General features: G+C 43.1%; 31 protein-coding genes. 27 read left to right on the top strand and 4 right to left on the bottom strand.

Translation table 11 applies throughout. The annotated features are described in order from the left end of the window. Nucleotides 1-3 precede the first annotated feature (3 nt). From OPS28_RS16635 to OPS28_RS16550, 18 genes are all read left to right on the top strand, one after another. Nucleotides 4-657, top strand: coding sequence for a DnaT-like ssDNA-binding domain-containing protein (locus tag OPS28_RS16635; protein WP_265610587.1), 654 nt, complete (start codon nt 4-6; stop codon nt 655-657). 20 nt (nt 658-677) lie between these two features. Then, nucleotides 678-1,499, top strand: a complete 822-nt coding sequence (locus tag OPS28_RS16630; RefSeq protein ID WP_265610586.1) for an ATP-binding protein — start codon at nt 678-680, stop codon at nt 1,497-1,499. 81 nt (nt 1,500-1,580) lie between these two features. Then, nucleotides 1,581-2,363, top strand: coding sequence for a DUF4097 family beta strand repeat-containing protein (locus OPS28_RS16625; protein ID WP_265610585.1), 783 nt, complete (start codon nt 1,581-1,583; stop codon nt 2,361-2,363). Between the two features lie 493 nt (nt 2,364-2,856). After that, a complete protein-coding gene (mnmG, locus tag OPS28_RS16620; protein ID WP_265610584.1) occupies nt 2,857-4,758 on the top strand; it encodes a tRNA uridine-5-carboxymethylaminomethyl(34) synthesis enzyme MnmG in 1,902 nt (633 codons plus the stop codon). A 2-nt stretch (nt 4,759-4,760) separates the two neighbouring features. After that, nucleotides 4,761-5,399 (top strand): 16S rRNA (guanine(527)-N(7))-methyltransferase RsmG, encoded by a 639-nt coding sequence (gene rsmG, locus OPS28_RS16615; protein ID WP_265610649.1) that lies wholly within the window; start codon nt 4,761-4,763, stop codon nt 5,397-5,399. A gap of 18 nt (nt 5,400-5,417) precedes the next feature. Further along, on the top strand, nt 5,418-6,212 hold the full coding sequence (locus OPS28_RS16610) for a ParA family protein (protein ID WP_265610583.1): 795 nt from the start codon (nt 5,418-5,420) through the stop codon (nt 6,210-6,212). A gap of 44 nt (nt 6,213-6,256) precedes the next feature. Further along, on the top strand, nt 6,257-7,129 hold the full coding sequence (locus OPS28_RS16605; protein ID WP_265610582.1) for a ParB/RepB/Spo0J family partition protein: 873 nt from the start codon (nt 6,257-6,259) through the stop codon (nt 7,127-7,129). Between the two features lie 122 nt (nt 7,130-7,251). Further along, nucleotides 7,252-7,698, top strand: a complete 447-nt coding sequence (locus OPS28_RS16600; protein ID WP_265610581.1) for an ATP synthase subunit I — start codon at nt 7,252-7,254, stop codon at nt 7,696-7,698. A gap of 62 nt (nt 7,699-7,760) precedes the next feature. After that, nucleotides 7,761-8,597 carry a F0F1 ATP synthase subunit A gene (atpB, locus tag OPS28_RS16595; protein WP_265610648.1) on the top strand — a complete coding sequence of 279 codons (837 nt, stop codon included), beginning with the start codon at nt 7,761-7,763 and terminating at the stop codon, nt 8,595-8,597. 101 nt (nt 8,598-8,698) lie between these two features. Next, nucleotides 8,699-8,920, top strand: a complete 222-nt coding sequence (gene atpE, locus OPS28_RS16590) for a F0F1 ATP synthase subunit C (RefSeq protein WP_169211206.1) — start codon at nt 8,699-8,701, stop codon at nt 8,918-8,920. A 49-nt stretch (nt 8,921-8,969) separates the two neighbouring features. Then, nucleotides 8,970-9,440, top strand: coding sequence for a F0F1 ATP synthase subunit B (gene atpF / locus OPS28_RS16585; protein WP_265610580.1), 471 nt, complete (start codon nt 8,970-8,972; stop codon nt 9,438-9,440). Between the two features lie 14 nt (nt 9,441-9,454). Beyond that, nucleotides 9,455-9,988, top strand: a complete 534-nt coding sequence (gene atpH / locus OPS28_RS16580; protein WP_265610579.1) for a F0F1 ATP synthase subunit delta — start codon at nt 9,455-9,457, stop codon at nt 9,986-9,988. 13 nt (nt 9,989-10,001) lie between these two features. Next, nucleotides 10,002-11,543, top strand: a complete 1,542-nt coding sequence (atpA, locus tag OPS28_RS16575) for a F0F1 ATP synthase subunit alpha (protein WP_265610578.1) — start codon at nt 10,002-10,004, stop codon at nt 11,541-11,543. Nucleotides 11,544-11,599: 56 nt separating this feature from the next. After that, nucleotides 11,600-12,460, top strand: coding sequence for a F0F1 ATP synthase subunit gamma (gene atpG / locus OPS28_RS16570; RefSeq protein WP_265610577.1), 861 nt, complete (start codon nt 11,600-11,602; stop codon nt 12,458-12,460). A gap of 33 nt (nt 12,461-12,493) precedes the next feature. After that, on the top strand, nt 12,494-13,882 hold the full coding sequence (gene atpD, locus OPS28_RS16565) for a F0F1 ATP synthase subunit beta (RefSeq protein WP_265610576.1): 1,389 nt from the start codon (nt 12,494-12,496) through the stop codon (nt 13,880-13,882). Between the two features lie 58 nt (nt 13,883-13,940). Beyond that, nucleotides 13,941-14,357, top strand: a complete 417-nt coding sequence (locus tag OPS28_RS16560; protein WP_169211212.1) for a F0F1 ATP synthase subunit epsilon — start codon at nt 13,941-13,943, stop codon at nt 14,355-14,357. 106 nt (nt 14,358-14,463) lie between these two features. Beyond that, nucleotides 14,464-14,883, top strand: coding sequence for a GFA family protein (locus OPS28_RS16555; RefSeq protein WP_265610575.1), 420 nt, complete (start codon nt 14,464-14,466; stop codon nt 14,881-14,883). Between the two features lie 20 nt (nt 14,884-14,903). Beyond that, nucleotides 14,904-15,257, top strand: coding sequence for a VOC family protein (locus OPS28_RS16550; protein ID WP_265610574.1), 354 nt, complete (start codon nt 14,904-14,906; stop codon nt 15,255-15,257). Here the strand turns inward: OPS28_RS16550 and OPS28_RS16545 are convergent, their stop codons facing one another. Then, nucleotides 15,258-15,839 carry a tRNA-uridine aminocarboxypropyltransferase gene (locus OPS28_RS16545; RefSeq protein WP_265610573.1) on the bottom strand — a complete coding sequence of 194 codons (582 nt, stop codon included), beginning with the start codon at nt 15,837-15,839 and terminating at the stop codon, nt 15,258-15,260. It abuts the gene before it with no gap. A 26-nt stretch (nt 15,840-15,865) separates the two neighbouring features. Here OPS28_RS16545 and OPS28_RS16540 point away from each other — a divergent pair, with 26 nt between their 5' ends. The 4 genes from OPS28_RS16540 to OPS28_RS16525 all read left to right on the top strand — a co-directional run bounded on the left by OPS28_RS16540 (nt 15,866) and on the right by OPS28_RS16525 (nt 19,315). Beyond that, nucleotides 15,866-16,207 carry an MGMT family protein gene (locus OPS28_RS16540; RefSeq protein ID WP_265610572.1) on the top strand — a complete coding sequence of 114 codons (342 nt, stop codon included), beginning with the start codon at nt 15,866-15,868 and terminating at the stop codon, nt 16,205-16,207. Between the two features lie 67 nt (nt 16,208-16,274). Continuing rightward, entirely contained in the window at nt 16,275-17,492 is a 1,218-nt protein-coding gene (locus OPS28_RS16535) for an HD-GYP domain-containing protein (RefSeq protein WP_265610571.1), read from the top strand. Between the two features lie 206 nt (nt 17,493-17,698). Further along, nucleotides 17,699-18,343, top strand: a complete 645-nt coding sequence (locus OPS28_RS16530) for an OmpA family protein (RefSeq protein ID WP_265610570.1) — start codon at nt 17,699-17,701, stop codon at nt 18,341-18,343. Between the two features lie 261 nt (nt 18,344-18,604). Further along, nucleotides 18,605-19,315 (top strand): NlpC/P60 family protein, encoded by a 711-nt coding sequence (locus OPS28_RS16525; RefSeq protein WP_265610569.1) that lies wholly within the window; start codon nt 18,605-18,607, stop codon nt 19,313-19,315. Between the two features lie 152 nt (nt 19,316-19,467). Here the strand turns inward: OPS28_RS16525 and OPS28_RS16520 are convergent, their stop codons facing one another. Next, on the bottom strand, nt 19,468-20,220 hold the full coding sequence (locus OPS28_RS16520; RefSeq protein ID WP_265610568.1) for a PEP-CTERM sorting domain-containing protein: 753 nt from the start codon (nt 20,218-20,220) through the stop codon (nt 19,468-19,470). Between the two features lie 388 nt (nt 20,221-20,608). Between OPS28_RS16520 and OPS28_RS16515 the strand changes: the two genes are divergently transcribed. Both OPS28_RS16515 and OPS28_RS16510 read left to right on the top strand, forming a co-directional pair. Beyond that, nucleotides 20,609-20,776 carry a hypothetical protein gene (locus OPS28_RS16515; RefSeq protein WP_265610567.1) on the top strand — a complete coding sequence of 56 codons (168 nt, stop codon included), beginning with the start codon at nt 20,609-20,611 and terminating at the stop codon, nt 20,774-20,776. 780 nt (nt 20,777-21,556) lie between these two features. Next, the gene (locus OPS28_RS16510; protein WP_265610566.1) at nt 21,557-21,811 is read left to right on the top strand and encodes a hypothetical protein; all 255 of its coding nucleotides are present in this window, start codon (nt 21,557-21,559) and stop codon (nt 21,809-21,811) included. 813 nt (nt 21,812-22,624) lie between these two features. On the opposite strand, the gene OPS28_RS16505 is transcribed toward OPS28_RS16510, so the two are convergent. Beyond that, nucleotides 22,625-22,918, bottom strand: coding sequence for a hypothetical protein (locus OPS28_RS16505; protein WP_265610565.1), 294 nt, complete (start codon nt 22,916-22,918; stop codon nt 22,625-22,627). A 116-nt stretch (nt 22,919-23,034) separates the two neighbouring features. After that, entirely contained in the window at nt 23,035-23,355 is a 321-nt protein-coding gene (locus OPS28_RS16500; protein WP_265610564.1) for a hypothetical protein, read from the bottom strand. 196 nt (nt 23,356-23,551) lie between these two features. On the opposite strand from OPS28_RS16500, the gene OPS28_RS16495 reads away from it, so the two are divergent. The 3 genes from OPS28_RS16495 to OPS28_RS16485 all read left to right on the top strand — a co-directional run bounded on the left by OPS28_RS16495 (nt 23,552) and on the right by OPS28_RS16485 (nt 26,205). Beyond that, entirely contained in the window at nt 23,552-24,826 is a 1,275-nt protein-coding gene (locus tag OPS28_RS16495) for a tyrosine-type recombinase/integrase (protein WP_265610563.1), read from the top strand. Nucleotides 24,827-24,838: 12 nt separating this feature from the next. Beyond that, nucleotides 24,839-25,042: a helix-turn-helix transcriptional regulator gene (locus OPS28_RS16490; protein ID WP_265610562.1), complete on the top strand. Its 204-nt coding sequence runs from the start codon at nt 24,839-24,841 to the stop codon at nt 25,040-25,042. 584 nt (nt 25,043-25,626) lie between these two features. Further along, a complete protein-coding gene (locus OPS28_RS16485; RefSeq protein WP_265610561.1) occupies nt 25,627-26,205 on the top strand; it encodes a restriction endonuclease subunit S in 579 nt (192 codons plus the stop codon). Nucleotides 26,206-26,216: the final 11 nt, after the last annotated feature.

Here is a 26,216-nt window from a genome sequence, read left to right as displayed (position 1 = left end):
TGTATGTTTACCGAAGCAGAGTATCACGCCTTATGTGGCCCGCTGACAAATGCAGCCAGGGTCGTTTATTGCTTAGGCTTACGGCCTACCGCTAATACCACCACAGCCGCTTCTGAAGCGCTCAATTATAAGTTTTTACTCGCTCTGGTTAATGCAGACTCAACCGAACAACCTTTTACCCGAGGTAGACATATTAATGACCTGTTGAAAACACTCGAACAAGCCGGATTGATCGCTTTACCCTCCCCGTTGTCGTTTGAATCATCATTAAACGGTAAGGTGATTCTTTTACCGCTAATTCAGGCAAAACATGATTCGTTTAGTCATCTTCACCGCCAGCATCAGGCAATAAATATGAAATGGCAGCCTGACGATGCCTTGTTTGAAGAGATGGCAACGTTACTAGGTTTAGCTAATAAAGCCTATGACCAAGATGATATTAATGAGTTTATCGGTTACTGGCTGGGCCGTCCCACCACCGTGCTCAGCCACTTTCAATGGACGCAGAAATTTGTTTATTCCCTGCGAAGTAAACGTTTGGGAAGGGCTGACGTGGCGGTACGAACGAGGGCTGAGAACATCACGCAAGTTGCACCATCGGTTGAAGCAGATGATAATACCCGTAAGCTTGTCGAGAAGTATCCTCGAAAACAGTAACTGAATAAGACACAAATACTATGCAATCGCTGAAAGATAAAATTAATGGGTTAGCCAAGGCTCTTGGTAAGAATACCGCTGACCCACAGGATTACACTGACTATCAAACACTGCGCAAACAATACGAAATGCAGGCGAATGCTGAAGTTAAACAAGCGCAACAGGTAAGTAAGAACCAGCGGATTTCGACATTGCATGGTCGCTCCGACTTAAACCCAAAGTGGACATTTGCCAATTTGGTAGAAGACAGTGATGACGTAATCGAAGCTGTCAGTATTGCCCATTCCTTCATTGCAGCCCATGAAGATATAAACTGGCGCAACGCAGGCTCGCATATGATGATTTTCTATGGCGACTATGGCCGCGGTAAATCCCATATTGCAGGGGCAATTGCACACCAATTAATAGACCAATACGAAATTACGGTTTTATATCGCCAACTTTCCACATTATTAGAATTACGCTATTCCTCTTATGATTTTGGCGCACAGGATAATGTCGGCCAAAAATTTCGTGAAGCGCATCAAGAATTACTAAATGTCGATTTACTTATTCTTGACGAAGTCTGTGTGAACGAAACCATGTTAAAAAAGAACACCCAAAGTTGGTTAGGTAATTTACTGCGCCAGCGGTTAGTAAATAAAAAGAATTGTATCTTGATTACTAATCATAACCTGTCTGAATTAGAAATGGCCTTAGGCCGCTATTGTTTTGAATCCATCAAAGAATACGATACCTATAAAGTCAGGTTCGCCGGCCCCAGTAGACGTAAAGGACTGGTAGCGGATGATAGTGAACAGGCAGCACAACCGCCTGCCTATCAGCCTAATCAACTAAGATAGATTAAAAGAAAAAATTTTTTTAAACCTTTTTGAAATTTAGTGCGTCATACCTTTTGTCTATAAACTAAAGGAATACAACGCATGCTCACTTTCACACTTCCCCAGCAGTTATCTACGCTCTTTTTACCACTCATTCTATTAGCTTCAGTAGCGCAAGCGAAAGTCATTGAAGAAGAATTTGATGCCCAGTATGGAGATACTTTGCACTTGAAAACTGACCAAGGCAATATCCAAGTAAAAACTCATAATGACGAGTCAGTTGAATTTTATATAGAAATTGATGGTGAAGACGAAGAGGAATTCACCGTTAATTTTGATAAACATAACAATGGCATAAAGGTTCGTGGCGAGCGCCAAAACAAGCATAGTTGGAGCCGAACACGCATTTCTTATCTGATCACGGTACCGAAAAACTACAATCTAGATTTGAATACTGCAGGCGGAAAAATTGAGATCGTCGATGATCTGACCGGAGATATTGATGCTCGAACTTCTGGTGGCGCTATAAAAGTCGCTGACGTAAAAGGCGATGTCCAGCTTCATACCTCTGGAGGCTCAATCAAAACAGAAGACATTGAGGGCGAAATAGACGCGCACACGTCAGGCGGCAGCATCAATGTTGTCTTTGCTAAGCAAATAGCCAAAGACGCGATACTAAACACCTCTGGTGGCTCGATCGTAGCCGCTTTACCGGCTGATATTAGAATGGATTTAGATGCTTCTACAAGCGGTGGTATAGTCAAAAGTGAGTTCGATATAGATGGAAGAGTAAAGAAACGTTCGATCGATGGACAAATAAATGGGGGTGGGCCTCAATTAAAGTTACACACCTCAGGGGGAAGTATCCGGATCGTGAAACGCTGATCTGAATAACTTTCCATACACAGCGGGATCCTTAATTGCAAGGGTTCCGCCGTGAGATCGCACGATCATTTCTACAAGTTATCCCCAACTGGATCACAGTTAGATCAGGGGTGTGTATAAGATCCCCTGTAACGCTGTGTACAAGCTTTGATCTCAAAAAGGACAACTTTTTAAATTTTCATGATTGTGGATAAAGCACCTAGTTATTAACAAGATCAGGAGGCAGTTAACCTGAGCTAGATCAGATCTTATTCATCCTCTAACTTGATGATTTGGATAGTGAATAGTGGCTTATTAACAGAAAATGGCTTGCTTAATAGTAATAAATATAAAAGATCTAAATAGATCCTATATATAATTAGCTTCGATTGTTTTACGCAAAAAAGTCTATATCGCAGAAAATTTAACCGTTTTCTTTATGCCATAACTTCGCTAAAATACGCGCCCCATTTTTCTGGGATCGTCTTTAGTCATCGGTAAGCGAGGTTTCATCATGTTTTACCAACAAGAGTTTGATGTCATAGTTGTTGGCGGCGGTCATGCCGGCACTGAAGCTGCTATGGCTGCAGCGCGTATGGGCATGCAAACTTTATTGCTTACCCATAACATTGAAACCATTGGCCAGATGTCATGTAATCCCGCCATTGGTGGGATCGGTAAAGGTCATCTGGTCAAAGAAATTGATGCCCTTGGCGGTGCTATGGCACTCGCAATCGATCAAGGCGGGATCCAATTTCGTACGCTAAACTCAAGTAAAGGACCCGCTGTTCGCGCTACTCGTGCGCAAGCCGATCGTACGCTATATCGCAATGCCATTCGCAATATGGTTGAACAGCAAACAAACTTGACGCTGTTCCAGCAAAGTTGCGACGATCTTATTGTTGAACAAGATCAAGTCGTGGGTGTAGTTACCCAAATGGGTCTCAAATTCAAAGCTAAGGCAGTTGTACTAACTGTTGGTACCTTTCTTGGCGGCACTATTCATATCGGCTTAGAAAATTATCGAGGTGGACGCGCGGGCGATCCGCCTTCAATCGCATTAGCTGATCGTTTACGAGCACTCCCATTTCGTGTGGATCGGTTAAAAACCGGCACTCCAGCTAGATTAGATGCCAGAAGTCTTAATTTTGCGGTCATGCAGGAACAAGCGGGTGATACCCCTACTCCGGTCTTTTCATTTATGGGGTCGCGAGAAATGCATCCGCGTCAAATCCCATGCTATATCACGCATACCAATGAAAATACCCACGAAATTATCCGCAGTGGATTAGATAGATCGCCCATGTACACAGGTGTGATCGAAGGCGTTGGACCCCGTTACTGCCCCAGTATTGAGGATAAAATTACCCGCTTTGCTGATAAAAATTCGCATCAAATATTTGTTGAACCAGAAGGTTTGAACAGCATGGAAGTGTATCCAAACGGTATATCGACCAGTCTTCCTTTCGATGTACAAATGGCGTTGGTGCGATCTATCAGAGGGTTCGAAAATGCGCATATCGTACGGCCGGGATACGCCATTGAATATGATTTCTTTGATCCCCGCGATCTGAAACAAACCTTGGAAACTAAATTTATTAGCGGTTTGTTTTTCGCTGGCCAAATAAATGGCACTACTGGATATGAAGAGGCTGGTGCGCAAGGGTTAGTGGCCGGGGTGAATGCGGCGTTACAGGTCCAGCAGAAAGATCCGTTTATTTTGCGTCGTGATCAGGCCTATATGGGTGTATTAATCGATGATTTAGCCACCATGGGTACCAAAGAACCTTATCGCATGTTTACGAGTAGAGCGGAATATCGCTTGTTATTACGTGAGGATAATGCAGATATGCGCTTAACAGCACTGGGCCGTGAACTTGGGTTAATCGATGATGCGCGGTGGCAATCGTTTAATACCAAGGTGGACGCGGTAGAAACTGAATTGCAACGCTTACGCGGACAGTGGATCCATCCAGCTCACAGTGCAGTGGAAAAACTTAATGAAAAATTAAAAAATCCCATAAGCCGTGAACACTCACTCGAAGAGTTAATTCGTCGTCCAGAAATGACTTACAGCGATCTGATGGCAATAGACGAGATAGGCCCTGGGATTGGGTGTCCAAAAGCAGCCGAGCAGGTCGAAATTCAGATAAAATATGCTGGTTATATTGCTCGACAGATGGATGAGATCGCTAAAGCGCAGCGCAATGAGAATACCCTACTGCCGCCTGATTTTGACTATAGCCAAATTTCGGGTTTGTCTAACGAAGTAGTTGCAAAGCTAACCGAAGCAAGGCCGGAAACGATTGGTAAAGCATCTAGAATTTCAGGTATTACACCAGCTGCTATATCATTGCTGCTGGTTTATTTGAAAAAACATGGATTAATGCGTAAACAGGAGCGGCAATCAGCGTGACGATGAGTTTTGAGCGCGAAGAGTTAGCTAGAGAACTTGAACTTGGAATTGACAGACTGGGATTTGTCATTAGCGAAGAACAACATCAAACCTTGCTGCTCTTTCTGGAAATGTTGGTAAAATGGAACAAAGCGTATAACTTAACCTCAGTACGTGATCCTAAACAGATGTTGCAAAAACATATCTTGGATTCGTTAAGTGTGATGCCCTTCGTGCGGGGCAAACGTGTAATCGATGTGGGAACGGGTCCCGGATTACCCGGCATTCCACTGGCAATCGTTTTGCCACATATCGAATTTAGTTTATTAGATAGCCTCGGTAAACGGGTTCGCTTTATGAAACAAGTCGCACATGAGTGCAAACTTGGAAATATTCATCCCATTCAAAGCCGCGTTGAAGCCCATCAACCAGAGTTATTGTACGATATTGTGATAAGTCGCGCGTTTGCTTCTTTAAAAGATATGTTGCACTGGTGCCAACATCTGGTAGATTTTGAGGGGAGATTTTTGGCGTTAAAAGGGCAATATCCTCAACAGGAAATAGATGAAGTAAGTGATTACTACCATATTGAGGCTGTTACCGAAATATCTGTCCCCGATTTAATCGGCGAACGTCATTTGGTTACCATTAAAAAAAAATAACGTAGATCAGGGTGCTTAGTGGCAAAAGTTATAGCTATTGCGAATCAGAAAGGCGGTGTGGGGAAAACCACTACAGCTGTAAATGTGGCCGCATCGATGGCGGCAACCAAGCGCAAGGTGCTGTTGATTGATCTTGATCCGCAGGGGAATGCCACTATGGGGAGTGGCGTCGATAAGTACGAGGTAGAGGCCACTTGCTACGAGTTGTTGGTTGAAGATAAACCTATCAAAGACGTTATTGTCGAAAAAACTGCTGGTAAATATGATCTGATTCCAGCCAATGGTGACGTAACTGCGGCGGAAATAAAGTTGATGGAACTTTTCGCCAGAGAAATAAGATTACGCAATGCGTTAAAACCAGTCATGCAATACTATGATTTCATTTTTATTGATTGTCCGCCTTCGCTGAACCAGCTAACGGTAAATGCGCTCGCTGCAGCGGATTCGGTGCTGGTACCTATGCAATGTGAATACTATGCATTAGAAGGGTTAACGGCGTTAATGGATACTATTCAGAAACTCGCTTCAGTAGTGAACCCGCAATTAAAAATAGAAGGCGTATTACGAACCATGTATGATCCACGTAATCGCCTGGCAAACGATGTATCTGAACAATTGAAACGCCATTTTGGCGAACAGGTATATCGAACGGTTATCCCCCGCAATGTTCGTTTGGCTGAGGCGCCTAGTTTTGGCGCGCCTGCGATGTATTATGACAAATCATCTACTGGCGCTAAAGCATACCTGGCGTTGGCGGGAGAAATATTACGCCGTCGGGACAAAGCTCGTCAATCGACTGCGCACGCAAACTAACAAATAATCACTTGAATCATTAAGCGAAAAATACTGAGGGTATTATGTCTGCAAAAAAAAGAGGATTAGGGCGCGGATTAGACGCCTTACTGGCAACGAGCCAGGCATCCCCTGTCAATGAACGAGACAATACAGTTGCTGAACAAAGTGAGTTAAGTAAGTTACCTATTGAGTACCTAAAGCCGGGTAAATATCAACCGCGAAAGGATATGTCGCCCGATGCTTTGGAAGAGTTAGCCGCATCTATCCGCTCGCAAGGTGTTATTCAGCCTATTGTGGTTCGAAAAACGGCCGAAAACTGTTACGAAATTATTGCAGGAGAGCGCCGCTGGCGCGCTTCGCAACTGGCTCAATTAGAAGTCGTACCCTGTATTATCAAAAATGTGCCAGATGAAGCCGCGGTGGCTATAGCACTTATAGAAAATATTCAGCGCGAAGATCTAAATGCAATGGAAGAAGCGCAGGCGTTAGATCGCTTAATGGTAGAATTTGAGTTAACCCACGCGCAAGTAGCAGAAGCGGTAGGCAAATCACGTACCACAGTGACCAATCTGTTACGTCTGAACAACCTGAACGATGATGTTAAATTATTGCTAGAGCATGGTGACATTGAAATGGGACATGCTCGCGCTCTGCTAGCTTTGGAAGGCGAACAACAGTCCCTAGCTGCACAAACTGTGTCGGGTAAAGGTTTGACTGTACGTGATACTGAAAGACTGGTGCGCAAATACCTTGAACCCGCTAAACCTAAACCTGAAAAAGTGATTGACCCTGATGTTAAGCAACTAGTTACCCGTTTATCGGAAAATTTAGGGGCAAATGTCTCAATAGACCATAACGCAAAGGGAAAAGGCAAACTGGTGATAAATTTTAGCGATTTAGAACATCTTGACGGTATTTTAGCAAAAATTCATTAAAACTATTTTGTTTTTTTGGCCGAACCGACTCGTAATGCACACTTATTTCTGGTTAGATGGCGATTGTTAATCGATTGTTAACTTGAAATGTTCCAATTTCGCTTCCAAAAGACGTTGAATGGTTGAAAAAAATCGACAAGACAGTATACTTCTGTCGCTTTTTGTCGGCGTCAAAACAACAGGTTTTATCGGTTACGATGGAAATTACTGAAAAAGGCAAAAAGTTAGCGCGAACGGGGGCACTCTATCAGTGCTTTATTGCGCTAGTAATAAGCGTAATAATTGCGCTATCTGGTATGGAAACATGGGCAATCTCATTTGCCATTGGCGCTACTATCAGTATCGTCCCCAACAGCGTGTTTGCGCTGTTTGCATTCAGATATTCAGGGGCTTCAAAAAATAGACTGGTTGTAAAAAGCTTCAACCAAGGCGCAAAGGTAAAGCTGTTAATTACTGTTTTATTGTTTGTGGTGGCATTTGTTCAATTTGATATTGAACCAATTGCATTGTTTGCAGGGTTTGTCATCACAGCCGCTAGCTACTGGTTAGCATTTTTTCGTGCAGGGTAGAACCAATTTAAAAAGCATGCACGAACGCTAAAAAAGATTTTTAAACTTTAAACTTGGGTTAAATAATGGCATCTGAAATTACTACCTCAGAATATATCAAGCACCACTTGACCAATGCCACCATGTGTTCAACTGACCAAGGTATCGCGTTTAATAAAGCGTGTGCCGATGCGGGATTTTGGGCATGGCATGTAGATACATTAGCCTGGTCTATCGGCCTAGGCATATTGTTCTTATGGTTATTCCGCAGTGCAGCAAAAAAAGCCACTACTGGCGTGCCAGGAAAGTGGCAAGCATTTGTTGAAATTATCATTGAATTTGTTAATGACAATGTCCGCGACTCATTCCATGGTCGTAACAATCTAATCGCACCATTAGCACTTACGATTTTCGTTTGGGTGTTCTTGATGAACCTGATGGATTTAGTGCCGGTAGATGTACTACCGTGGTTGGCAGGACAGGTCGGTTATCATGGCTTTGGTATGGACCCTCATGATGTATACATGAAGGTTGTTCCTACTACTGACTTGAATCTGACGTTGGCCCTGGCATTAGGCGTTTTCTTCTTGATTTTATTTTATTCAGTGAAAGTAAAAGGATTTGGTGGTTTCACTAAAGAACTTACCATGCAGCCTTTCAATCATTGGGCATTTATTCCAGTCAACTTCATCCTTGAATCCGTTACCCTACTCGCTCGTCCATTCTCATTGGCGCTGCGTTTATTCGGTAACCTATATGCAGGTGAGTTGATCTTTATTCTAATCGCTACACTGGGTTTATGGCAGTTACCTCTGCACTTCCCATGGGCGGTATTCCATATTCTGGTGATTGTACTGCAAGCGTTTATTTTCATGATGTTGACCATCGTGTACTTAAGCCTTGCCCACGAAGACCACTAGGTAGTTTTAACAAGGCCGCGGAATTAGTGGCCTGAAGTAAAAAAGTAAAAGTAATAAACGGTTTTTTTAACTTTAAATTTAAACTTAAACTGGAGACGTAAATGTTATACATCGCTGTTTCAATTCTGATCGGTATGGGTGCCCTTGGTACTGCTATTGGTTTTGGTCTGTTAGGTGGTAAATTCCTAGAATCTGCTGCTCGTCAACCTGAACTAGCCCCTCAACTTCAAGTAAAAATGTTTATCGTTGCGGGTCTTATCGATGCGATCGCTATGATCGGTGTTGGTATCGCGTTATACCTATTGTTCGCTGTTGGTGCTTAATTTTTATTAACTCAAGTCTATTAGCGAACTTTAATGAGGAGGAGCGGTTGTGAATATTAACGCCACTCTAATTGGTCAATTAATCGCATTTGCTGTCTTCGTGTGGTTCTGCATGAAGTACGTATGGCCACCTTTGTTGGCAGCAATTGAAGAGCGTCAGAAGAAGATAGCCGATGGCTTGGAAGCTTCTGATCGCGCCGAGAAAGACCTGGAATTAGCTCAGCACAAAGCTACTGAGCAATTGAAAGAGGCGAAAGCGCAAGCAGCTGAAATTATCGAGCAGGCTAAGAAACGAGCTAACGTGCTTGTTGACGAAGAAACCCAGCGTGGTCACGCCGAGCGTGAAAAAATTATCGCTCAGGGTTATGCCGAAATTGAAGCTGAACGCAATCGTGCCAAAGAAGAATTACGCAAACAGGTAGCTGCCTTAGCAGTTGCGGGTGCGCAACAAATTCTTCAACGTGAAATCGATGCACAAGCACAAAACGACATTGTTGAAAAACTTGTCGCTGAACTTTAACGAGGAGATGAGCCATGTCTGAATTGACAACTGTTGCTCGTCCCTATGCTAAAGCGGCATTTGATTTTGCGGTCGAGCGTAACGCCATTGCCCAATGGCAGGACATGCTGGCGTTTTCCAGCGCAGTAACTCAGAACGACGATATGCACCAATTATTAACTGGTGCGGTTGCTTCTGAAAAGCTGGCTGAAATATTTATCAGTGTGGCTGGCGAACAGCTCGATGAACATGGTCAGAATTTTGTAAAAGTTTTGGCTGAAAATAAACGTTTAGTTGCGTTACCAGAAATTTCAGAACTATTTGATGCCTATAAAGCTGAGTATGACAAAGAAGTAGAAGTAGATGTTACTTCTGCTACTGAACTTAGCGCGGCGCAACAGACTGAACTTAGCGCAAGCTTAGAAAAACGTTTGGCACGTAAAGTGAAGCTTAATTGTAACGTGGATCCGCAACTTATCGCGGGCTTTGTCGTCAAAGCCGGTGATACAGTAATTGATGGTTCCGTGAAGTCTAAACTGAACCGTCTCGAAGACGCGTTGCAAGCATAACGGGGATAAGAGCATGCAACTTAATTCCACTGAAATTGCAGAACTGATCAAAAAAAGAATTGAACAGTTTAATGTTACCAGTGAAGCTCGAAATGAAGGCACCATCGTTGCAGTAACCGATGGTATTATCCGCATTCACGGCCTAGCCGATGTAATGCAAGGTGAAATGATTGAGCTTCCAGGTGGTCGCTATGCGATTGCACTAAACCTTGAGCGAGACTCTGTTGGTGCAGTAGTAATGGGTCCATACGCTGACCTTAAAGAAGGCGTAAAAGTAAACTCTACTGGTCGTATTCTAGAAGTACCTGTAGGCCGCGCATTACTTGGTCGTGTAGTAAACACGCTAGGTGAGCCAATTGATGGTAAAGGTTCTATCGACGCGGAAGGCTTTGAGCCAGTTGAGAAAATCGCACCAGGTGTTATTGAACGTCAATCAGTTGATCAGCCAGTTCAAACTGGGTATAAGTCAGTTGACTCAATGATTCCTATCGGTCGTGGTCAGCGTGAGTTGATTATCGGTGACCGTCAGTGTGGTAAAACAGCTATGGCTGTTGATGCTATCATCAATCAAAAAGGCACTGGTATTAAATGTGTTTACGTAGCAGTAGGCCAGAAGGCTTCTACTATCGCTAACGTAGTACGTAAATTGGAAGAACACGGCGCGATGGAACACACCATTGTGGTAGCTGCATCAGCATCTGAATCAGCTGCGTTACAATACCTGGCTCCGTATTCTGGTTGTACCATGGGTGAATTCTTCCGTGATCGTGGTGAAGATGCGCTTATCGTATATGATGATTTGTCTAAGCAAGCTGTTGCTTACCGTCAAATATCATTGCTATTGAAGCGTCCTCCAGGTCGTGAAGCCTACCCTGGTGACGTATTCTATCTTCACTCGCGTCTTCTTGAGCGTGCTGCACGTGTTAACGAACAGTATGTTGAAAAATTCACTAAGGGTGAAGTGAAAGGTAAAACAGGTTCATTAACTGCGCTACCTATCATTGAAACACAGGCCGGTGACGTATCTGCGTTCGTTCCTACCAACGTAATTTCAATCACCGACGGGCAGATCTTCTTAGAAACTGACCTGTTCAACGCCGGTATCCGCCCTGCTGTAAATGCAGGTGTTTCCGTATCGCGTGTTGGTGGTGCAGCGCAAACGAAAATCATTAAGAAATTAGGTGGTGGTATTCGTTTGGCATTAGCCCAGTATCGTGAATTGGCAGCGTTCTCTCAGTTCGCATCCGACCTTGACGATGCAACCCGTGAACAACTTGAGCACGGTGAGCGCGTAACTGAGTTAATGAAGCAGAAACAATATAGTCCGCTGTCTATTGGTGACATGGGTGTTTCATTGTTTGCGGTAGAGAAAGGCTTTTTGAAAGATGTCGAATTGAATAAAATTCTTGATTTCGAAGCCGCTCTACATTCGTACATGAACAGTGAGCACACCGAATTGCTGAAGACTATTAATGAAACAGGTAACTACAACGACGATATCGCCGCACAATTGAATGATGCTTTAACTAAGTTTAAAGCCACTCAGACGTGGTAATCATCAGGAGCTGACTTTTTTAGTCAGCTCATCGTTGAGTAATCGGAGAAATAGTCATGGCAAGCGGTAAAGAGATTAAAGGTAAGATTGGGAGTATTAAAAATACTCAAAAAATTACCAGCGCAATGGAAATGGTTGCTGCGTCTAAAATGAAAAAGGCGCAGGAACGTATGGCCCTAGGTCGTCCATATGCGGAAAACATGCTTAAAGTGATTGGTCACATCGCCAACGGTAACCTTGAATATCGCCATCCTTATTTGGAAGAGCGCGAGGTGAAGCGTGTTGGATTTATTGTGATATCAACTGACCGAGGTTTGTGTGGTGGCTTGAACACCAACGAATTTAAACTTGTCGCGCAGCAAATTAAACACTGGCGCGAGAAAGAAGTGGAAGTTGATTTCGCAGCGTTAGGGTCTAAAGCCTGTTCGTTCTTTAACCGTTTTGGTGGCAAGTTGTTGGCTGCTGAATCAGGTTTAGGTGATAAGCCTAAAGTGAGCGATGTAGTAGGTGTAGTACGCGTAATGTTAAATGCGTACGACGAAGGTAAATTGGATCGCGTGTATCTGGTTTATAACAACTTCGTAAATACCATGACGCAAAAACCAGTGATGAACCAATTACTGCCTTTGCCTAAGTCAGATGACAAAGATTATAAGCATCGTTGGGACTACATTTACGAGCCGGATCCAAAAGAAATTTTAGAGTCTTTGATGGTTCGTTACATAGAGTCTCAGGTGTATCAAGGTGTAGTAGAAAATGCTGCATCCGAGCAGGCGGCACGAATGGTAGCAATGAAAGCCGCTACCGATAATGCCGGTAACTTAATTGATGACCTGCAATTGATATACAACAAGGCTCGTCAGGCTGCAATCACGCAAGAAATCAGTGAGATTGTCAGCGGCGCGGCAGCGGTGTAGGCAAAGGTTTATAAAAGATAACGAGGACAAATTATGAGTCAAGGTAAGGTCGTCCAAATCATTGGTGCCGTTGTGGATATTGAATTTCCACAAGACGTGGTGCCAAAAGTTTATGACGCACTTAAAGTTACCGATGGTGACTTAGCCGGGTTGACCCTGGAAGTGCAACAGCAGTTAGGTGGTGGCGTAGTTCGTACCATTGCGATGGGTACTACAGATGGTTTACGTCGTAGCACTGCTGTTGAAAACACAGGCGAACCTATTATGGTTCCAGTCGGTACTGCCACACTAGGCCGTATCATGGACGTACTAGGTAATCCTATCGATGAAGCTGGCCCAATTGGTGAAGAAGAAAAAATGTCTATTCACCGTGCAGCGCCTAGCTACGAAGAACAATCAAGCGCGGTAGAGCTTTTAGAAACAGGTATCAAGGTTATCGACCTTGTATGTCCGTTTGCTAAAGGGGGTAAAGTTGGTCTGTTCGGTGGTGCCGGTGTTGGTAAAACCGTAAACATGATGGAACTTATCCGTAACATCGCAATTGAGCACAGTGGTTTCTCAGTATTCGCTGGTGTAGGTGAGCGTACTCGTGAGGGTAACGACTTCTACCACGAAATGAACGATTCGAACGTACTGGATAAAGTATCACTGGTATATGGTCAGATGAACGAACCACCAGGTAACCGTTTACGTGTTGCTTTGACTGGTTTGACGATGGCGGAAAAATTCCGCGATGAAGGGCGTGACGTACTGTTCTTCGTTGATAACATCTATCGTTATACCCTAGCGGGTACAGAGGTATCTGCGTTGCTAGGTCGTATGCCATCTGCGGTAGGTTACCAGCCTACGTTAGCAGAAGAGATGGGTGTACTTCAGGAGCGTATCGCGTCTACTAAGACAGGTTCAATCACTTCAATCCAAGCGGTATATGTTCCTGCGGATGATTTGACCGACCCGTCGCCAGCAACCACGTTTGCTCACTTAGATGCAACGGTAGTACTTTCTCGTGACATCGCATCTTTGGGTATTTATCCTGCTGTTGACCCACTAGATTCAACGTCTCGTCAGCTTGATCCGCTAGTAATCGGTCAAGATCACTATGATGTTGCACGTGGTGTTCAAACGGTTCTTCAGCGCTATAAAGAACTAAAAGACATCATTGCTATCTTGGGTATGGACGAGCTATCTGACGAAGATAAGTTAGTCGTTACAAGAGCACGTAAAATTCAACGTTTCTTGTCTCAGCCTTTCTTCGTAGCTGAAGTATTTACTGGTTCACCAGGTAAGTATGTTTCTTTGAAAGACACTATCAGTGGCTTTAAAGGCATTCTGGCCGGTGAGTACGATGACCTTCCAGAACAAGCGTTCTACATGGTTGGTTCAATCGAAGAAGCAGTAGAGAAAGCCAAAAAAGCTAAATAATATAGACCGGCTTCGGCCGGTTTACAATATTTTGCAAGGCACCTATTCGGAGGTTTAAATGGCAGCTATGACAGTACATCTGGATGTAGTAAGCGCAGAAGAAGCAATTTTTTCGGGACGCGTTGAAACTATACAGGTGACCGGAAGCGAAGGTGAATTGGGTATCTACCCTGGTCACGCGCCTCTGATCACTCCAATTAAGCCTGGTATGGTGCGTTTGGTTAAGCAGCATGGTGAAGAAGAAGTGATTTACGTTGCAGGTGGAATTTTAGAAGTTCAACCTGGTAACGTAACCGTTCTTGCCGATACCGCTGTTCGTGCAGAAGATTTGGATGAACAGTCCGCTGAAGAAGCTAAGCGCCGTGCTGAAGAGCACATCAGTAATCCAGGTGCTGACTTCAATTACGCAGAAGCGGCTCAAGAATTAGCTGAAGCAATTGCTCAGTTACGCTTGATTCAAAAGTTGCGTAAATAAGGTTAGATTCAGATTTTCAAAAACCCGGTGCTTTCACCGGGTTTTTTTTGGTCATCTTCCCAGAATCAATCTATGGTTAACTTATCTAGGTTAATCAGGACCCCTCATGACCGAACAAAGTAAACAAGCACACTGTTTGTGCAACGCGGTTTCACTTTCTATTGCAGATCCCATTTCTGAATTACATATTTGTCATTGCTCAACGTGCCGTCAATGGGGCGGTGGTCCCATGATGGTTGCTAATTGCGGTACCAAGGTTTCATTTAAAGGCGAGCCCTATATTGTGCGATATCACTCTTCTGAATGGGCGGAACGAGGCTTTTGTAAACAGTGTGGTACCCATCTTTTTTATCATTATCTTGAGTCTGGGAGTTATTTTATTCCAGCAGGGTTAATGCAATTAGGGGATAACGTCACAATGGCCTCGCAAATTTTCATTGATGAAAAGCCGCACTATTACGAATTCTCTAACGACACCGTTAAAATGACGGGTGCGGAAGTTATCGCGCAATATTCAAATGAGTAGATCAATAAGGAAGATGGGTCATGGCTAAGAATATGTCGATTAACTACCTTGAGATGCCAAGTAGGGATTTGCAGAAAACGAAGGCGTTTTTCGGTAATGTTTTCAACTGGTCTTTCACCGATTATGGCGAGGAATATGTTGCTTTTACCGCATCTGAAATAGAGGGTGGTTTCTATTTAAATGATCAAGTTTCACTGCGGAGCAATGGCGCTTCGTTAATCGTTTTTTATACTACTGACTTGGAGCAAACTCAATCGATAGTAGAAAGGGCGAACGGTAAAATAAATGAACCTATTTTCAATTTCCCCGGGGGAAGACGTTTCCATTTTATCGAACCTGGTGGAAGCGAATTTGCCATGTGGTCAGATAAATAATTAATTTCTGCGATGGGATTTGGGGGAACGCCACTTTTGTTGAAATGCTAATTGAAGTTTTAGAAGTGGTGACGTATCTGTAGCTGTGATCGTTGAAATCGCATAGCTAACTGCTTCAAGCGTGGATAGACTATTTTTCATTCTTACGTGACGAATTTCATATTCACTTTTAGGCGCGTCATTAAAGTGAAACTGTGGCAATGCGTGTAACCATGTATTGGCTTGCCATATACCATAAGCTTGCGGCCAGCTTCCATCAATGAAGATAAGTTGTTTAAGTAACGTTGGTTCACCGCGTTTTTCGTATTCTTCCAGCGCTGTGCTGTTCTCAGTTGGGTATATCACCCCACTCTGCCCCGACGTAACCTCTAAGGCTATATCAGTAAAATCAGATGGAGTTCTGCCCGTTATTACACGTATCTCTGGCATGGCGAGCTTTAATAGCCTAACGGTATTTTTCGCATGGCCAGCTTCATTATTATGCTGGAGGACAACAATGGAAAGCGGGCATGGGGTACGGGAGATATGCGCACACAAACATGTAGACGCGGGGAAGTGGCACATGGAACAATAAGAACGCATATTTCACCTAGTTTAGCTTTAATAACATGTCTGAAGAACACAGAAGTCAAATTTACCACACAGTTAGCCTCATTCCTGAAGGTAAAGTAGCGAGCTATGGACAAATTGCTGATTTAGCTGGTTTACCTGGTAGGGCCAGGTTAGTAGGCTTGTACCTGAAACAGCATGATCCCACGCGAAATCTTCCTTGGCACAGGGTGGTCAAATCTAACGGACAAATTGCATTCCCAAACGGCTCCGATAAGGCAATTGAACAATGTCAACGTATCATGAGCGAAGGGGTGCTAGTCAACAATAATTACATCGAAATGAAAAAATACAAATGGGATCCAGATTTAACCGATATTTTATACAGGCTAGCGTTTTAAAAACTTGTTACCACATTAAAAGTCAGGTATTTTCGGTAGCAATAATTTGCTTCCCTATTTAACGAGTATGTCGGACAGCGCCTTAAAGTCTATCAAAATTAGTGAACTTAAACCTGGGATGTATGTGCACCAGATTCTTGAGCAATCTGGGAAAGTGCAGATCAAAAGTAAGGGACGCGTGACAAAAAAAGCTATTGTCGATAGCTTGAAGCGGCGTGGCGTCAAGCGGTTAATTATTGATGTTTCTAAACAGTTTGTTCCTGACGAGGACAATATTGAAGAAGCAGCTGATGATACCGCACGTTCAACCCCCAGTTCCGAACCTGAAAAGGAAGTAGGAAATGCTGTAAGTTTCACTCAAGAGTTGCTACGTGCCGAGCGGATTCATAAACGCGGGAAGGCGATACAAAAACAGCTGCTTAATGCGGTGAAAAAGGGCTTACCATTCGATAATAAAATTCCCCGTGAATTCAGTCAAAACTTAGTTTCATCTATAGATCGTAATCCCGATGCGCTTGTTTGCCTTACTAAAATCCGCGAAAAAGATGATTATCTGTTAGAACACTCATTGAACGTGGCGATTTTGCTGGCCAATTTTGGACGATTTCTTGAAATGTCTGATCAGGAAGTCGAAGATTTAGCCTATGCAGGCTTTTTACATGATATCGGTAAAATTCGCATCCCTGATAGTATTCTGCATAAGCCAGGACGTCTTACCGATATGGAAATGAATGTGATGAAAGATCACGTCTATTACGGTGTTAATGTATTAGAAGAAATGAATATTGCTTCTCATTTGGTGCAGGCAGTTAGTGAACACCATGAACGCTTAGACGGTTATGGCTATCCTAACGGCTCGCGAGGCGATGAAATCAGCAGAGCCGGCAGAATGCTGGCGGTAGTTGACATGTACGATGCGCTCACTGCGGACCGCTGTTACAAAGCTGGGATGCCAAGCCAAAAAGCGTTGCAAATTTTGCTGGGTGAAACGCCAAACAAACTGGATGCTGAGTTAGTTCAACTCTTTATTAAATGCATGGGTATCTATCCGGTAGGAAGTTTAGTTAAGTTATCTAACGAACGTTTGGCTATGGTAACCGAGCAAACAGATTCCACTACAGCGCCTAAGGTAAAAGTATTTTATTCCCTTCGAGGAAATCACTTTCTTGAACCCAAAGATATCGATCTTAATTCGACCACCACGGTAAAAATTGATAAGCCGGTAATGGCCAGCGATTATAAAATTAATTTTAATGCGTTTTTCGAAAAATCTATTGCGGTCTAAATGACGCAATTAGTTTTCACTATTCTTATCAAAATACTAATGAGGCAAGGAAGGTTACTTTTACCAATGCTTTTCTCTCTCTTCATTTAGGCGTCATTCAGCTTCATTAACCCATACTGATAAAAGTTACGTATGTAGCTGGAATAGGTCTTGCTGCAAAGGTTCTACATAGCAAGTATTATTTGAAATATAAGGATAAGTCGAATATGAAAAAATTTGTAATTGCAACAGCAATGGCGTCGTCAATAGCACTGGCGGGCTGTGCCAATAACAATAGCCTTTCCAATACTCAAAAAGGTGCAGGTATTGGCGCCGTGGTAGGTGCATTATTGGGTAAAGCTACGGGCGATCATGACAAAAGCCGATATGCCTGGGGCGCGGCAGTAGGAGCTATCGCAGGTGGCGCAATTGGTAACTATATGGACAAACAAGAAAAGGAATTACGTGATGAGCTGGCGGATACGGGTGTAGATGTGGTCCGAGATGGTGACAATTTGCGTTTAGTTATGCCAGGGGATATTACTTTTGCCACTAATAGTGCGTCGATTAGTCCCAATTTTAATCCCGTGCTAAATGATGTAGCGAAGGTGGTTAATAATTATGAGAAAACCATCCTAATGATTAAAGGACACACTGACGATACAGGTAGCGATCAGCATAACCAGGCTTTGTCGGAACGTCGCGCAGAAGCAGTTAAATCACAACTGACTTCTTACAATGTAAATCCTACACGTATCACCACCGTGGGTCTGGGTGAGTATAAGCCCAAAGTGCCTAACGACAGCGCTGCCAACAGACAAATGAACCGTCGTGTGGAGCTGGAAATCCGACCACTTCGCGAAGGCGTTTAATTCGACCTGCTCCGGGAACCTTCCCGGAGCCTTCTTTATTGTCACGCCAATAAACTCCAAAGCATGACGGAGAAGTTAATCTATCGGCAACAACGCCTCATCGGCCTCTTCTCGTCAGCCCAGTTTTCCCAGCCACCAACTACTTCAGGTTAAATTATTCAGCTGAGCCAAAAAGGGTTGAGCATTGATGAAATTAAGCTATACCTCTTATAGATAACACCAACTTAGTATTATGCAGCCACATCTCAAAAGGTATAGCCAATGATTACCAAAGATATACAACAAGCCCTATTTGATCGTGGTTACAACCCAGGTCCGATTGATGGATTTCCAGGCAGATTAACGACCAAAGCAATAAAGCAGTTTCAACAGGAAAACGGCTTAACCGCAGATGGCTTAGTGGGTCCGAAAACGCTTGCAAAATTATTTCCCCAGGATTCCACCTCAGATAAAGATGAAGAATGCCTTCCACTTTCTTTACCCTGGTTAGAAATAGCCATGAACCTGTTAGACGTGAAGGAGGTGGCAGGAAAAGGCTCCAATCCGCTGATAATAGATTGGGCAGCGAAACTCGGGCTAGCTGACTACAATGATGATGATATCCCTTGGTGCGGCCTGTTTGTAGCGCATTGCATAAGCACTCAACTCAGTAACGAAGCAATCCCCAACAACCCCCTGCTCGCTAGAAACTGGCAGAAATTCGGTGCACGGACCACCCCGGGGTTAGGGGCAGTGCTTATATTTTGGCGGGAAACAAAACAGAGCTACAAAGGACATGTTGGCTTGTACTGGGCTGAAGATGACGACGCCTATCACGTGCTAGGCGGCAACCAGGCTAATGCTGTTACGATCACGCGTATCGCGAGAAACAGACTGCTAGAAGCCCGCTGGCCGGTTACCGGACTGGCTGGCAAACCAATTATTCGTAAAGCCACCAGTCAGGGATATTTGTTGTCTACAAACGAAGCGTAGTAGACCTGTTGTATGATATCAGCTTACATATCATGAGCGTTTAGCACATCGTCACTGTTGTTACCAACAGGGACGATGTGGGCATTTAACTAATAATGCGGCGTTCCCTGAGCTGAATTTATTAATACCGTATCGAAATAACACAGCCAATTTTAAAGGGTGCGGCGACGAACACTCACTGCCAGCAGACTTAATGCCAATAATAAAATTGATGTGGGTTCACTTACTGACAAAGGCTTTGAATTGTATTCGATGATATAACCACCGATGCGGTTAACTAAAGTAAAAGGCGAGGTAATTTCACCGGTCAAAGCGTCGACCATCATCTCTGGCAAAGTGCCACTTTCTCGTAAATCGCTCCAGTTGCCAGTGGCTTGACCGTCCCAGTTTTCAAACGCTGAAATGCGCATGAAGGAGGCCAATTCAATATTAAATGACTCGCAATAGAGGAAAGCATCATAACCACACGCTTCAACTCCACCGGTCAGAATGTGATCCATTCCGTTTGCATCAGCGGAAGACCCTAAACCATTATCGAATGTCCAAGCTTCTCCATTCTGCCATGCCCACTCAGGCGAAGCACCATCCTTTAACTCGCTCAAATTTGTATTCGTCGCGTAGCCACCTGTCCAAAACATGGAGTTTCTAATTTCATCTCTAACATATGGAGAAAGCATAGTTGCAGTGATAAAGTCCTGCTCCTCTTGCGAGGTAATTGTCACCAAATAGCCCCCACGATTTTCTGCGATCCTATTTGCTTCAGTCCTGTTGATGCCATCAGCCAAAACCACCTGATACCAATGATCATTCCCACCCGTCGCTGAATCCCACGTTATAAGGGAGGCAAATGCAGGTTGTGTTAATAAGAATAAAAGGGGAGTGAGGAAAAATTTTATAAACTTCATAAATGTTACTTTACCCATCGAGCCTAAGCATGTTTTATTTTGATACATGCGTCAGCAAATTGAACTGATAATAATTTTAAGCAATAATAGGGCCAGTATATTTATCCGGATTAAAAACAAGTGCTTAATTAGAAATCTCGCCAAATAGTTACAAAAAAGTTAACCGGTGTGTAAAAAAAATCGACATCAGGGGGGGGAGGTGGTGTACTCTTTCTCTAAGAGTTGCGCAAGTAATAAAGGGAACAGTTATGTCTGAAAGCTCGCGCCAATATACTTTAAAAAAATGCGATAAGGTCTGGTTCACTTTAAAAAAATTCAAGGTGAAACAGAAGTTCGATATTGTGATAAATGTGCCAGAACAATCCACTGGTGTAACACAGAGGCACAGGTGAAAGAGGCGGTAAGTAAAAAGTGGTGCATAGCCACTGAAAACAAGCTGTTGTTCAAAAATTTACCCAGTAGACATGAACACCATGGTGGATGGCTCGGCGAGGCTGAGATATCAAGTTATCAAGTGATGAGTGTCGCGGAAAGTGAGGATGACCCAACCCGTTAATACTTGGCTACGAATAGGCTAATTTCGATCACAATATCTTTGATGCGCATGAACTGTGATTGCCACACCGACCACCACTATAGCCATGCAATAGCAGAGATCAGCGTGTGATTCGCTTATTACTCAATATTCTGGATCTTTGCGTATAAAAGGTGGGTAAACCTTATCTTAATCAACCACTTACGATGTCATTGAATGAGCGTGACCACCACATTGACTACCACTGACATATGACAACAGGTCAATTACATTCACTGTGTTCTGTCACTATACCATTGAACATAGAATCATCAATAGACGGTTTTTTGAGCATATTTTTCAGGCGGCATGAGTCGATACCCTACAAGGTATTAACGAAACAGTCCCCCTTTAGGGTATAAAAAATAGAAATGAGGTGGTTGAAAAAGGATGTGGATGACTAAATCGATTGTATTGCCCTTTTTAGTTCCGAGTCGGAACAAGGGTGTTTGTTTCTTGACCAATTTGGTTTTTGGTCGTAACATATCCCCGTCGTAAAAAAGGCTACACGGACATTAATTTACTTTGATCGGTAAATTCGGGGTTCTGGTCACGGCCTTCGTTTGACGAACGACCTGTCGATTATCAGCTCAAATTAATTTTTGTCATTCTATAAGTCCCCGCTTCTATGAACGACGTTTATGCCAAATACCTTTTGGTTATTAAATGTCGTATCCAATAAGCTCTGCCAGTATGCAACTGGCGCATGATTCGCATATTTGAACTGAATTGATATTTGGCCTCAATACGAGGTTAATAGCTATGAGCAGCTTAATTCATATATATACCGTGTACTCTTCTGAAAAAACCGCAGTGAAACGCTACAACCAAAAAACGTCGGGGACTGCATATTACAAAGTATCGGGCCAAGTTCTCGAAATGATTGAGTCGGGGATACAATCCATAACCATAATCTATGAAGGCGATGCAAAGTGGTCAAAATTTTACCGAAGACAAGTCGAGCGGCTTCAAAGGCTTTTCCCTGACATAGCTATTAGCTACGTTGAAGAGTTCTAATCTCATTGTATCCGCAGGGTAATAAGGCGAAGTGGTTTGCAAACTAAAAATATGAGAACTGTTCAGAAGAACATTCTAGTTGGCTTCCCTTATCACTATGTGGTTCCGACTCGGAACACCAATTTGCTGTTCCGAGTCGGAACTGAACAGAAAAAAACTCTTAATACTTTTACGAAACTAATCCATAGAAATTTGGGCTTATTATCAATTGCAGAGAAGTATAGAAAAATTCGTAATTACTATTGTCGACTGTAATTAACTGTAAAATGAAAAAGCTGAAAAGTGCAACTATACCTTGAACTGACCGGCACACATGTTTGTCAGGTTTGGCTGTCAATTGGGATTCTGATTTCTGAATTCGTAGTCCGACTCGGAACTACCGATCGGATTATGATGTGTTGGCAGCTTACCATGAAATATTGATTTGCTGATGGCTTAATAATTTTCTGTGAGCAAAACCACATTTCGATCACAATACTTCGGATTCAGTTCGGAGTCTGAACACCACTTACCTGTTCCGAGTTGGAACAGACTCGATGAATTCTGGAAATCATTTAAGGGGATTGAATCCAAAAAAACGATATTCTCATCGAAATCAGGTCAATTTTGATGAAAATAGGCTGTGTATTCTAATCATCAGGCTGACTATTGGACATTGTTAACAAGGAAGAGACTTAAAGTCCGCGCAAATCACTTGGTTCAGAGTCCGAACAAGTGTCTTTCGATGTATTAGTTCAGACTCCGAACGGGATCTCTGAAACCAGTTCCGACTCGGAACTAACCCCCCAGCTGCCCAAAGGATGTTGAGAATACTTACGGCCAAAATGGATTTTGCAACCAGTCAGTGACTGTTTTTATTTGCTTTTGCTCTAAATGAGCAGCGGCTTCTGTAAAGTCGAAATTGAATTTATCGGTGCCAGGCCAAACGCCTAAAGCGAACTGAGCCATAAGGCGTTCCCCGTGTGACGCTGCATTTATAAAACTCTTAACTTTATTCGCGTCGTACTGGTTATTGTCGAAATCAAACAGATCCGCCAAATACCGCATTTCCGCCTTGATCAAAATCTTAAACTTCTGCTCACTACTTATTGCTGCCACATTTTCCATTATTAACACCTATTGTTAATATTTTGCTCATCTCTCTTCTTCAAATTCATCAGCGATGTGCGATGAACAGTTAGCTTTAGCGAATACTTTCATTGATTTGATCTCTAAGGCGTTGCTTAACTTCGGTGGCTTGCTAACTGCTCAATGAAATCATCGTAATCAATATTGAAGCGAGAAATGTAGTTGATGCTGAGTTCATTGAATTTGTATTTCAGATCAGTGATCTGCACAAAATCAGCGTTCTTTTGCACTTCTTTATCAAATCTCAAGATCAGCCAATTTTCTACAATATGCTCCCATCCCTCGAAAACATGAGTTGACTGGAGTCCATGTGTTGGTGACAGCGCTAAGAAATCAGCAGTGGCTTCTTTCATCAAGTGTTGAATGTGCTTTTTTATTTTCTGTTGATGTAAATCAATTACGTTTTTCGTTGTCATGTATATCAGCAAAGCACACCACCAGACAAACCACCACTTTTGCTGCTTGCTTAAGTAACAATTACAAATATTTTGCGTTGTAACCTATTGATAAAACGCGACTTACCGATCTATTTTCAAAATATACTAGTTTGTTAATTGCCTGATTTATAACGACTTGTTTTCATAAAAAGCATGTTCAAGAGAGAGGTGAATTATGAACATGACCGAAGAGCAAATCATCAACAGACTGACAACTGACAGCGAACATAAGATGTTCGCTGTAGCCAGCAACCTGTACCTGAAGCCAAAAGGCAATGGTAAGGCAAATTGGGTATTGCGTGCTCAAGTGAACGGCAAGCGACTTGAGCGAGTGATTGGTGCATTCTCCATCAATGCAGAGACCCAACAAAGTAAGCAGCATTTAACACTGAACGATGCCGTCCAAAAGTTGGACGGCGTGCGATCTGAGTGCCAAAAAGGGTTTCACCCTGTCTTAGCTGTAGTAAACAATGAAAAACGTAACATTAAAACGGTAGATGAGCTATTTGCTCGCTTTACAGAGTCGAAAGCATACAGCCAAAGTACACAGCAAATGCATGACCGCGTTTATCATCGAGATGTAAGTCCACGTATTGGCAGGTTTGCAACACAACAGATCACGTTACGTGAAATTGAAGACGTATTGGCTGCGATCAGAAAAGATGACAAACCGACAGTAACGCAGGCGGCCCTGCGCATAATGAAAGGAATGTTTGGGTATGCAGCGGCACACAAAATCGTTGAATACAATGTGTGTGAAAATTTGACAATGAAGGATGCTGGCCACGCGATCGCCGATGCTGGAATGGCATTAGCGGATTATGAAATTGAGAGATTTTTTTCGGTGCTTAATAGTTACCCTGAGATTGTTAATGAGGTCCACAAAATCAGTTATGTTCTTCTTCTCACGCTTGGCTTACGAAAGATGGAATTATTTGCTGCGACATGGGATCAAGTAGACTGGAATGCTCAAGTATTTAATTTGGCCAAGGTAGACGTTAAGACCAGCCAGCCTGTTGCTGTACCTATTCCTGTTTCAGTAATGCCATTGTTTGAGCGATTACATCTACTTGCAAACGGATCTGATTATCTATTCCCGGCTGCGCCGCATAAACCAATCGATAAGCATTTATCTGCAAGTGCATCAAATTACGTACTGCGCATGATTCTGACATCAGATAAAAGTCCGATGAAGCACGTCGCTATTCCGTATTTCACAATACATGATCTGCGTAGAACGTTTCGAACTATGCTAACTGGTCTTGACGTTGAGTTTGATGTAGCCGAGGCATGCTTGAATCATAAGCTCAATGCTAAAGCACGTCGATATGACCGCCATAACCGCTTTGCAGCCCGTAAGAGAGCGCATGCAATGGTAGCCGATATCATTGTGCCGATGGCCTTCCCTGATGGCATCACAGCGATTAATGAACTTCAATTAGCGGCATAAGGAGAATTGCACATGAACAATCAAAAGCGCTTCTATTCGCTCAAAGAAGTACAAGAAATACTTAATGTCACTGACCGTACTCTGTTGCGCTGGCGTCGTCAAAACATCATATCTGAGCCGCTTAGAATTGGCAGGAAAGTAGTCGGCTGGCCCATTGCGGATTTTGAAAATTGGTTGAGTAATAACTACGCAATGTGCCAAGAGGTGAACAATTAAAACCAGATCACTTCCTGTAAATACCCACCTGAAGAACCGCACACTGTAAACGGGCAACAGAACAGAAAAACAATAAATTGCCCAAAAACCCCTTACGCACCAATAGATATAAACAATCCTCAAATGCACAAATAGGAATTTTTCACGTGTCAAACGTGAGGAGCGGATAATGTCTGATACAGCGATGAATTGCCTGTAAGCACTCAAAAATAGTTCGCTCTCAGGGAGTGCGAAACGCTCATTGGTTATATAAAAATTGAACGATTCATGTTATAACTATTATAACGATTATGACCATTATAAAGTTATATAACAAATATAAGGTGACATTGTCGTTTATTTCCCTCAAGAACCAAAAAACGCCAAAAACGTGATTTCAAAACCTTGCCAAACTTGGCAACATCCGTGTCAAAGTCTCGCACTCACCTATAGCGAAACCGTGTTTTAAGCCGCTCTCAAGGCATACGGATTTGTATAACAAACCCACACATTAATTACTGCATCTTTCAATTGGTGCAAATAAAATCTTGACTTTGAGTAAATAAAGAACAATTATAAGTGCATCATTAAAATGGTGCATAAAAATGAGCGTTACTCAAACAGTGCTTGGTGACATCGCAGAAATCAAAGCCGGTCATCCTTTTCGCGGCAAGATCCCCGAAGTGGCAGATGGCGAAGCAAAAGTGATCCAGCTTCGAAATGCTACTGAAAACGGAGAAATTACATGGCAAAAGCTGGCACGCACAACCATAACTGGCAGAAAGTCGCCCGAATGGCTCAAAAAAGGAGATATTCTTTTTACTGCCCGTGGACCACGAAATATCGCGGCTTGTTTGGATCGTGACACAGATGACACATTGTGCGCCCCCCACTTCTTTATTGTGCGAGTCACAAACGAAGGCATCGACCCTCAATTTCTGGCTTGGCAGCTAAATCAGTATCCTGCCCAAACCTACTTTCAAAAGGCCGGGCAAGGAAGTTTGGTGGCCAGCATTACTCGCAGCATATTGGCCGAAACACCGGTGAAACAGTTAGCTTTGGACAAACAGCGGACTATTGCAGCACTTGCTAAAACACATTTGCAAGAACAAGCGCTGATGCAACAACTTTTGGATAATCGGCGGCAGCTGATGCAGGCCATTGCAACAGACTTATTGGCTTAACAGAAACACGA

The sequence above is a fragment of the Alteromonas sp. ASW11-130 genome (assembly GCF_026183735.1).
Lineage (GTDB): Bacteria > Pseudomonadota > Gammaproteobacteria > Enterobacterales > Alteromonadaceae > Alteromonas.
This window is presented reverse-complemented; position numbering and strand designations above follow the sequence as displayed.